The following is a 9,804-nucleotide window of genomic DNA, read 5'->3' as shown; positions in this document are numbered from 1 at the left end:
CGTCAGATTTACAGTCTGATCCCTTTGGCCACTCGGGAATCCCACCTAATTGTCTTTTTTTGTCTTATTGGTGCCGGCTGCCGGAATCGAACTGGCGACCTACTGATTACAAGTCAGTTGCTCTACCAACTGAGCTAAGCCGGCGACAAGTGCTGCGCATTCTATGCAATGATTTTTTTCGTTGCAATAGCTAATTTAACTTTTTCTATCAATTCTTTCCTTACAGTGCATTAAATCGCCAATTCACGCTTTTTTTTAGCGGGATAGCATCAGCTAAACTCGGCATCCTGCTTTCACTATCATTGGGTATAATGTATTGTCGCTGTCCTTAGTCGAAACAGATTCATTTTTAATATGAGCGATCTATTAACGCCTTATCTGTCTTTTAATCGCCAACAATGGTCAGAGCTTCGTGATGCTGTGCCTATGACGCTGGATGAGACTGACCTCGAAAAGCTTCGAGGCATTAACGAACACCTCACCATGAATGAAGTGCGGGACATTTACCTGCCGCTTTCTCGTCTTCTGAATCTGTACGTTAAAGCTCGTAAAGGGCGCACTCAGGTGTTGGAGCATTTTCTCGCTCAAAAGGGCAACACAGTGCCTTACGTTATCGGGATTGCTGGTAGTGTCGCCGTGGGGAAAAGCACGACAGCCCGTTTACTAAAAGCTTTACTAGAACGCTGGCCAGAACACCCAAAAGTCGAACTCATTACCACAGATGGTTTTCTTCATCCCAATAACGTGCTTAACGAACGTGGTTTGATGAAGAAAAAGGGATTTCCTCCGTCTTACGACATTCGTAAACTGGTGCAGTTTGTGTCAGATGTGAAATCGGGTAAGCCTCGGGTTGAAGCGCCCATTTATTCTCATCTGGTGTATGACGTGACAGATGACATAAAAGTTGTCGAGCAGCCTGATATTCTGATCGTAGAAGGTTTAAACGTGCTGCAAAGCGGCATGGACTACCCACACGACCCTCACCGCGTGTTTATCTCGGATTTTCTCGATTTTTCGATTTATGTCGATGCCGATAGTTCGTTGCTAAGAACATGGTACATCGAACGATTCATGGCATTCAGACAAGGGGCCTTTAAAGACCCATCGTCTTATTTCCACCATTACACGCGGCTAACGCAAGACGAAGCAAGACGCACTGCTTCTAGTATTTGGGAGGAGATAAACGGAAAGAACTTGGTTGAAAATATTTTGCCCACACGAGAGCGTGCGGGCCTTGTCTTACAAAAGGGAACAAACCACGCGGTTCAAACTGTCATGGTACGCAAGTAATATAAATTATTCGTCAGCGCGGAGACTAATTTCTCCGCCAAGGTAAGGGGTGATGCCAGCCTCGGTTTCGAGCAAAAGCGCCCCTTGCTCATTAATACCTCGCGCGATCCCCTTAACCACACGCTCACCCAGCAATAACTTAACGGCGCGTCCGTTAAAGTTGTCGTATCGATCCCAACGTTCAACAAAACCAGTCATACCGGTTTCTTCATATTGCTTAAGTGCGTCGGTAACACCATTTATCAATGCGGCGGCAAGCTTGTTTTTATCGGGCAACGTGTGACAAGTATCTTTCAAGTTGGCCCAATCCTGATCAACGGCATCAGTATCTGGCATAGCAACGTTAAGACCCATACCGATGACAAGGTGTGCAGCTTCCCCTGCTTGTCCTGTCATTTCGACCAAGATGCCTGCTAATTTCCTGTCGTTCCAATACAAATCGTTAGGCCATTTCACTTTGACGTTTTCTGCGCCAAGTTGAGCCAGTGTTTCAGCCATGGAGACACCAACAACAAGACTCAGTCCCATTGCAGCGGCCATTCCAGCATCAAGTCGCCAATACATTGAGAGGTATAAATTTGCGCCGAATGGTGAGAACCATGTACGTCCTCGACGACCTCGGCCCGTTTGTTGGTATTCTGCTAGGCAGGCGGTACCGGACGCGAGTTGACCTACACGATCCAGCAAGTACTGATTGGTGGAACCAATAACAGGGATCAATGAAAAATCAGTAGTATTCAACTTCGCACGCAATGGTTGCTCTTCCAAGAGATCTAACGCGCTCGGCAAGCAATAGCCTTTTCCTTGCACTCGAAATACGTCAAGTCCCCATTGCTGAAGCACTTTTATATGCTTACTAATTGCTGCACGACTCATTCCAAGCTCTTGACCGAGTTTTTCTCCCGAATGGAACTGTCCATCCGCTAGGATCTTGATTAGCGCTAAGCGGGGTGTATGGTCTATGGAAGGCATATCGCCTCCAGGTTTGTTTCAGCTGTCCGCCCCATAAAGCGTACTTCATGCTCGAGGGTTACCCCGAAACGATCATATACAGTTTCAACAACATTTTTAGCGAGCTTAAGAACGTCTTTCGCAGTCGCCTTACCTGTATTGGTGAGAACAAGCGCTTGTTGACTATGTACCGCAGCACCGCCAACGCAACTGCCTTTGAGGCCACACTGATCGATTAACCATCCCGCGGCTAATTTAACTTCAGCGTCGCTCACGCCAAAATGAGGCATCGTCGGATGGGTTAGTAAAAGCCTATCCGCCAAGGATTTTGCTACGACTGGATTTTTGAAAAAGCTTCCTGCATTACCAATCTCTTTCGGATCGGGTAATTTTGCACATCGTATCTCACAGACTTTGTTATAGACATCTTTGGCAGTGAGATCATCGCATTCACCTAATTCACTAAGTGCACCATAGCCAACAACAGGCTTCCAGCATTTCGGTAGCTTAAAACCCACCGCTGTCACGATCGCTTTGTCTTTTAGTCCATGCTTAAACACAGAGTCACGATAGCCAAACTCACATTCTTGAGCTGTTAAGCGGGTAATTTCCCCACTATCGAGCATCAGCACATCGACATAATCACAATTCGATTTGAACTCCACACCATAGGCACCAATATTCTGAATGGGCGCAGACCCAACCAAACCAGGGATCAGTGCTAAGTTTTCTAAACCAGGCATGCCTCTATCGACGGTATTCGTCACCAATTCATGCCAACTTTCACCACCTGCGACATGCAGTAACCATTCATTAGTGGTTTCTTGCACCTCAATCCCTTTCAAGCAATTGAGAACAATAACACCTGCAAAATCTTCACAAAAAAGTAGATTACTACCTTCACCTACAACCAGCTTTGGTTCATCTGGTCTCTGTTTCCAGATCTGCAGGAAATCATCCGATTTTTGCGCTTTAATGATTTCATTCGCGTTCAGTTCTAAACCGAAAGTATGGTATGGCTTGAGCGATGTATTAGTGAGGATCTTCATTCGGCTCGCGGTTTCATTTTCAATGGTTGTTAGCCGTGTATACTACCCCATCCGCCTTGAATTCACAGTGATTAGATAACCATGGCCGACTATCGATTTTTCCCGCTAGACACCTTACGCTTCCCTATTGTGGCGCGCTTTTACAAAGATCACTATCCCGCGGGCAAACCTAAGAAAGATGAAGTTATTTGGACAATGGAACGTGAAAAGCGTTTAGCTGGAGCTGTGCGTTTTCGCCAATTCAATGAATTTCAGCTTCTTACTGGTATGCTCATTGACCCTGAATTCAGAGGGGAAAAGCTAGGTGCGACTTTTCTCAAATCGATTCAAGAACAAACCCAAAGCAAAATATGTTACTGCCTCGCCTACCGTTATTTAGTCTCTCTTTATGAAGGTGCTGGATTTTACATCATTGATGATCATGCACTCCCAGATGAACTTCAAGGCAGGTATGCTAGCTATTGCAACAGTGGTAAAGATCTCGTCCCAATGCAGTATTTACCAAAGTGATAGTGCCAAATCGAGATAACAGGCACATCCAGAATACTGGAAATAACGTATTTTCTGGTACAATGCAGGGTTTGATTTGCGTAAACACGACTATCAGTCGAACTTAATGAGGCAACAATGGATTCAGCTACTGCAAATAAGCAGTTGATCGATCAGCTCCCAAAAATTGCACATCGTCCAGATCAGCTAGAAACGCTTCTCGACGCAGCATCTTTTAGAGAGCGCTTGCTGCATGAAATTGCACAAGCCAAATCTCGCATTTATCTGGTCGCTCTATATCTGCAAGACGATGAAGCAGGACGATCGATCCTTGATGCGCTCTACGAGGCAAAACAAAAGAACCCGGTACTCGATATCAAAGTATTGGTGGATTGGCACCGTGCCCAACGCGGTTTAATTGGTGCAGAGAAATCCGACGGCAATGCTGCGCTTTATCGAGAATACTCGGAGAAGTACACCTACAAGGTCGACGTTTTGGGCGTGCCCGTTAGAAACCGAGAAGTGTTTGGTGTCCTTCACCTAAAAGGCTTCATCATTGACGATACCGTTATCTATAGTGGCGCAAGCCTCAATGATGTATATCTTGCTCAACATGACCGCTATCGTTATGACCGTTATCATGTCATCAAAAGCAAGGCACTCGCCGACTGTATGGCTAACTTCATTGGAACCAAGTTGGTTTCCAGCGATGCAGTTACTTGCCTGTCTCAGCCTAGTCGCCCAAATACCAAAGTGCTTAAACCGGCTATTCGTGATCTTCGTGCTCGCCTACAAAGCGCCAGTTATAGCTTTATTTCTCAGCATATTAATGCCGATCAAGTCGGGTTAACACCGATGGTAGGCTTAGGAAAACGCAAGAACTTCCTCAACACACAAATTTGTCGACTGATTGCTTGTGCGCATGAAGATCTGACCATTTGTACGCCGTATTTCAACCCTCCACGAAGTGTTATGCGAGAGATTAGACGTGCTCTACGACGCGGTGTGAACGTCACAATTATCGTCGGTGATAAAACAGCGAACGACTTCTATATTCCACCTGATGAGCCATTTCGAACAATTTCTGGTCTTCCATACCTTTATGAGATCAACTTACGTAACTTTGCCCGTCGCAACGAAGCCGCTATTGCTAAACGTCAGTTGAGAATTCATTTATGGAAGCATGACGACAACAGCTTCCACCTTAAAGGTATATGGGTAGACCGCAGTTACATGCTTCTAACGGGGAACAACCTTAATCCTCGCGCATGGAAATTGGACCTTGAGAACGCCATATTGCTTCACGATAAAAACCGACTACTTGAAGATGAAATGCAGCGAGAGATTGATACAATTCTTAGCCATACTCAACTTATTGGTAGCTACAAACAGATTGAGAAACTCGAAGTTTACCCTGCTCAAGTGAGAAAATTACTAAAGCGGATCAAGCGGATCCGTGCAGATCATCTGCTCAATCAAATATTGTAAGGTAGTCAGCGTGATCGCATCCATAGACGTCGACCCTCAAAAGACCTTCACACCTCTTTGCCCAGATGAGTTGCCTGTGACTGAAGGCCATATGATTGGAAAAGCGTTAAACATGCAGGCAGAGAAAGCCAGTCTTCGTATTTTGACCAAGGACGCGCACCCTGCCAATGCTGTTTGGGTAGTAGAAAGTCACGATAAGATGCTGATTCCACTTAAACATGCCAATGCAGATCTCACTTGGGTTTCTCACGCAGTTCCAGGGACAGAAGGCTTCGAAATAATTGCGGATCTTCCTGCAGTCACTGAATATGATCATGTGATATGGAAAGGTGTAGAACCAGATTTGCATCCCTACGGTGCCTGCTTTCATGATATTCAAGAGAAACTCAGCACGGGTCTGATTGAATGGCTTGCTTCCAAAGAAGTGAAAACTGTCATCGTAGGTGGGCTAGCTACAGACTATTGCGTTAAAACGACCGCTCTGCAGCTGAGAAAACATGGCGGTTTCGATGTATGGGTCAACTTAGAGGCGTGCCGCGGTATTGCCGATGACACAACGAAAAGTGCCTGTATTGAAATGCGTAATGCAGGGATAAAAGTGATTAACCTCTTAGTTGAGTTCAGCGTCTGAAACTAAGCTAACATACTGTTTTAAAGAAAAAGCACTACTCATGTCATGAGTGGTGCTTTTTTGTTTCCAAATACAGACGTCATACATGTACGGCACATCTCCATTTCTTATTCCAAATACCATATGACTAAACAACAGATACTAACCATTAATGATATGTAGCTCAACATAGCTCTCTGGCGCAGCGAACGGCAATAATTTACCAAATCTTGCTACTGTCTAATTAACATAGTGTTCTTGCACTTGTTTGTAGGTCAGCTCGCCTTTTTCTACCTGAGACACCACCGCCAGTTTGAAGGCTAAGGAATAATCACGTTGGGTACGTTTGGATGTTGTCTCTTTTGGTGTGCGCATAGATAAGTCTCCAATGTGTCAACTTATCTCAGGACAGGACACGGTATAAACGCAAAAAGGCCACCCGATAGGGTGGCCTTTTTGTTTTTCTTTTTGCCTTCATCTTTTTCTTAAAAAGATGAAAACGAATTTGAAGCCTGGCGATGTCCTACTCTCACATGGGGAGACCCCACACTACCATCGGCGCTATTACGTTTCACTACTGAGTTCGGCATGGGATCAGGTGGGTCCATAATGCTATGGTCGCCAAGCAAATTTTGTACTGTTCCCCGCCATGAGGCGAAAAACAAAAATCTGGGAAATTCTGACTAGCTATATGCTCTCAATACACATTCAACGTTCTTATCTGAGTCCGCTAAAACCCCTTGGGTGTTGTATGGTTAAGCCTCACGGGCAATTAGTACAGGTTAGCTCAATGCCTCGCAGCACTTACACACCCTGCCTATCTACGTCGTAGTCTCCAACAACCCTTTAGGACACTTATAGTGTCAGGGATGACTCATCTCGAGGCTCGCTTCGCGCTTAGATGCTTTCAGCGCTTATCAATTCCGAACTTAGCTACCGGGCAATGCCACTGGCGTGACAACCCGAACACCAGAGGTTCGTCCACTCCGGTCCTCTCGTACTAGGAGCAGCCGCTCTCAATCATCCAACGCCCACGGCAGATAGGGACCGAACTGTCTCACGACGTTCTAAACCCAGCTCGCGTACCACTTTAAATGGCGAACAGCCATACCCTTGGGACCGACTTCAGCCCCAGGATGTGATGAGCCGACATCGAGGTGCCAAACACCGCCGTCGATATGAACTCTTGGGCGGTATCAGCCTGTTATCCCCGGAGTACCTTTTATCCGTTGAGCGATGGCCCTTCCATTCAGAACCACCGGATCACTATGACCTACTTTCGTACCTGCTCGAATTGTCATTCTCGCAGTCAAGCGGGCTTATGCCATTGCACTAACCTCACGATGTCCGACCGTGATTAGCCCACCTTCGTGCTCCTCCGTTACTCTTTGGGAGGAGACCGCCCCAGTCAAACTACCCACCAGGCACTGTCCGCAACCCCGATAAGGGGCCAACGTTGAACATCAAGCATACAAGGGTGGTATTTCAAGATTGCCTCCACACCATCTAGCGACGATGCTTCAAAGGATCCCACCTATCCTACACATGTAGGGTCAATGTTCAGTGCCAAGCTGTAGTAAAGGTTCACGGGGTCTTTCCGTCTAGCCGCGGGTACACAGCATCTTCACTGCGATTTCAATTTCACTGAGTCTCGGGTGGAGACAGCGTGGCCATCATTACGCCATTCGTGCAGGTCGGAACTTACCCGACAAGGAATTTCGCTACCTTAGGACCGTTATAGTTACGGCCGCCGTTTACCGGGGCTTCGATCAAGAGCTTCTCCGAAGATAACCCCATCAATTAACCTTCCGGCACCGGGCAGGCGTCACACCGTATACGTCATCTTTCGATTTTGCACAGTGCTATGTTTTTAATAAACAGTTGCAGCCACCTGGTATCTGCGACTGCCTCTAGCTCCATCCGCGAGGGACTTCACCGGAGGCAGCGTACCTTCTCCCGAAGTTACGGTACCATTTTGCCTAGTTCCTTCACCCGAGTTCTCTCAAGCGCCTTGGTATTCTCTACCCGACCACCTGTGTCGGTTTGGGGTACGATTCCTTATAACCTGAAGCTTAGAGGCTTTTCCCGGAAGCATGGCATCAATGACTTCATCACCGTAGTGACTCGACATCGTGTCTCAGTGTTAATAGCGTCCCGGATTTACCTAAGACACCCACCTACGCACTTGAACTTGGACAACCGTCGCCAAGCTCACCTAGCCTTCTCCGTCCCCCCATCGCAGTTATAAGCAGTACGGGAATATTAACCCGTTTCCCATCGACTACGCCTTTCGGCCTCGCCTTAGGGGTCGACTTACCCTGCCCCGATTAACGTTGGACAGGAACCCTTGGTCTTCCGGCGAGGAGGTTTTTCACCCGCTTTATCGTTACTCATGTCAGCATTCGCACTTCTGATACCTCCAGCAAACCTTACAGTTCACCTTCAACGGCTTACAGAACGCTCCCCTACCCAACAACTCCGAAGAGTTGATGCCGCAGCTTCGGTGTATCGCTTAGCCCCGTTACATCTTCCGCGCAGGCCGACTCGACCAGTGAGCTATTACGCTTTCTTTAAATGATGGCTGCTTCTAAGCCAACATCCTGGCTGTCTGAGCCTTCCCACATCGTTTCCCACTTAGCGATAACTTTGGGACCTTAGCTGGCGGTCTGGGTTGTTTCCCTCTCCACGACGGACGTTAGCACCCGCCGTGTGTCTCCCGGATAGTACTCTCTGGTATTCGGAGTTTGCAAAGGGTTGGTAAGTCGGGATGACCCCCTAGCCTTAACAGTGCTCTACCCCCAGTAGTATTCGTCCGAGGCGCTACCTAAATAGCTTTCGGGGAGAACCAGCTATCTCCGAGTTTGATTGGCCTTTCACCCCTAGCCACAAGTCATCCGCTAATTTTTCAACATTAGTCGGTTCGGTCCTCCAATTGATGTTACTCAATCTTCAACCTGCCCATGGCTAGATCACTCGGTTTCGGGTCTACTCCTAGCAACTTATTCGCCCAGTTAAGACTCGGTTTCCCTACGGCTCCCCTATTCGGTTAACCTTGCTACTAAAAGTAAGTCGCTGACCCATTATACAAAAGGTACGCAGTCACCCCACGAAGAGGCTCCCACTGCTTGTACGTACACGGTTTCAGGTTCTATTTCACTCCCCTCACAGGGGTTCTTTTCGCCTTTCCCTCACGGTACTGGTTCACTATCGGTCAGTCAGGAGTATTTAGCCTTGGAGGATGGTCCCCCCATGTTCAGACAGGATACCACGTGTCCCGTCCTACTCGTTTTCACAATAAAAGCATTGTCGTGTACGGGGCTATCACCCTGTATCGCGCCACTTTCCAGAGGCTTCCACTAACACTTAAACTGCTTAAGGGCTAATCCGGGGTCGCTCGCCGCTACTGCCGGAATCTCAATTGATTTCTTTTCCTTCGGGTACTTAGATGTTTCAGTTCCCCGAGTTCGCCTCATACAGCTATGTATTCACTGCATGATACGTGCTTATGCACGTGGGTTTCCCCATTCGGAAATCGTAGACTCAAGTGGCTTTTACTGCCTTATCTACGCTTATCGCAAGTTAATACGTCCTTCATCGCCTCTGACTGCCAAGGCATCCACCGTGTACGCTTAGTCACTTAACCATACAACCCCAAGAGGTCTTTATGTATGGCAAACAACCAAGGTGACTCTCGTTAAAGAGTCGGTTCAGCTTTCGCTGAACGGTTTTTCGCCGGACTCAAATATGTTCATCTTTCGATGAAACCAAGAACACTTGAATGTGTTTGGTGTTAATCCAATCAGGATTAACGTTTTGAGAACTTTTGTTTCATTACCTCTCGGGTAGAGAGATAAGAAACAGATTTCAATTTATTCCTAAGAATAAATCTACTAGTCAGCTTTCCAGATTTTTAAAGAGCATTTCTCT

At 46.9% G+C, this 9,804-nt stretch carries 6 protein-coding genes, 1 tRNA gene, 2 rRNA genes and 1 pseudogene; 4 read left to right on the top strand and 6 right to left on the bottom strand.

Annotation, left to right across the window (positions count from 1 at the left end):
* Positions 1-68 precede the first annotated feature (68 nt).
* Positions 69-144 (bottom strand) — tRNA-Thr (locus A1OO_RS22890).
* Positions 145-354: 210 nt separating this feature from the next.
* Between A1OO_RS22890 and coaA the strand changes: the two genes are divergently transcribed.
* Entirely contained in the window at positions 355-1,290 is a 936-nt protein-coding gene (gene coaA / locus A1OO_RS22885) for a type I pantothenate kinase (protein WP_016960637.1), read from the top strand.
* 6 nt (positions 1,291-1,296) lie between these two features.
* On the opposite strand, the gene birA is transcribed toward coaA, so the two are convergent.
* Positions 1,297-2,262, bottom strand: a complete 966-nt coding sequence (birA, locus tag A1OO_RS22880; RefSeq protein WP_017005291.1) for a bifunctional biotin--[acetyl-CoA-carboxylase] ligase/biotin operon repressor BirA — start codon at positions 2,260-2,262, stop codon at positions 1,297-1,299.
* Positions 2,250-3,290, bottom strand: a complete 1,041-nt coding sequence (gene murB / locus A1OO_RS22875; protein ID WP_017005290.1) for a UDP-N-acetylmuramate dehydrogenase — start codon at positions 3,288-3,290, stop codon at positions 2,250-2,252. Before murB ends, birA begins: the two co-directional genes overlap by 13 nt.
* 81 nt (positions 3,291-3,371) lie before the next feature.
* Between murB and A1OO_RS22870 the strand changes: the two genes are divergently transcribed.
* The 3 genes from A1OO_RS22870 (at position 3,372) to A1OO_RS22860 (ending at position 5,898) form a co-directional block, all read left to right on the top strand.
* The gene (locus A1OO_RS22870; RefSeq protein WP_016960634.1) at positions 3,372-3,800 is read left to right on the top strand and encodes a GNAT family N-acetyltransferase; all 429 of its coding nucleotides are present in this window, start codon (positions 3,372-3,374) and stop codon (positions 3,798-3,800) included.
* 117 nt (positions 3,801-3,917) lie between these two features.
* Entirely contained in the window at positions 3,918-5,267 is a 1,350-nt protein-coding gene (pssA, locus tag A1OO_RS22865) for a CDP-diacylglycerol--serine O-phosphatidyltransferase (RefSeq protein WP_016960633.1), read from the top strand.
* A 10-nt stretch (positions 5,268-5,277) separates the two neighbouring features.
* Entirely contained in the window at positions 5,278-5,898 is a 621-nt protein-coding gene (locus A1OO_RS22860) for a nicotinamidase (RefSeq protein WP_016960632.1), read from the top strand.
* Positions 5,899-6,126: 228 nt separating this feature from the next.
* Here A1OO_RS22860 and A1OO_RS23405 read toward each other — a convergent pair.
* From A1OO_RS23405 to A1OO_RS22845, 3 genes and pseudogenes are all read right to left on the bottom strand, one after another.
* Positions 6,127-6,252, bottom strand: a pseudogene (locus tag A1OO_RS23405) (IS3 family transposase); the annotation flags it as partial.
* Between the two features lie 135 nt (positions 6,253-6,387).
* Positions 6,388-6,503: ribosomal RNA gene (gene rrf / locus A1OO_RS22850) — 5S ribosomal RNA — on the bottom strand.
* 125 nt (positions 6,504-6,628) lie between these two features.
* Positions 6,629-9,520, bottom strand: a 23S ribosomal RNA gene (locus tag A1OO_RS22845).
* Positions 9,521-9,804: the final 284 nt, after the last annotated feature.

The sequence above is a fragment of the Enterovibrio norvegicus FF-33 genome, from assembly GCF_000286835.2.
Taxonomy (GTDB): domain Bacteria; phylum Pseudomonadota; class Gammaproteobacteria; order Enterobacterales; family Vibrionaceae; genus Enterovibrio; species Enterovibrio norvegicus_A.
The sequence above is the reverse complement of the archived record's forward strand: the minus strand, read 5'-3'. Positions and strand labels throughout refer to the sequence as shown.

Excerpts from the sequence above, each read along its gene's own strand:
- pssA (WP_016960633.1), top strand. The coding sequence starts at position 3,918 with ATGGATTCAGCTACTGCAAATAAGCAGTTGATCGATCAGCTCCCAAAA.
- birA (WP_017005291.1), bottom strand. The coding sequence starts at position 2,262 with ATGCCTTCCATAGACCATACACCCCGCTTAGCGCTAATCAAGATCCTA.
- coaA (WP_016960637.1), top strand. The coding sequence starts at position 355 with ATGAGCGATCTATTAACGCCTTATCTGTCTTTTAATCGCCAACAATGG.
- A1OO_RS22870 (WP_016960634.1), top strand. The coding sequence starts at position 3,372 with ATGGCCGACTATCGATTTTTCCCGCTAGACACCTTACGCTTCCCTATT.
- murB (WP_017005290.1), bottom strand. The coding sequence starts at position 3,290 with ATGAAGATCCTCACTAATACATCGCTCAAGCCATACCATACTTTCGGT.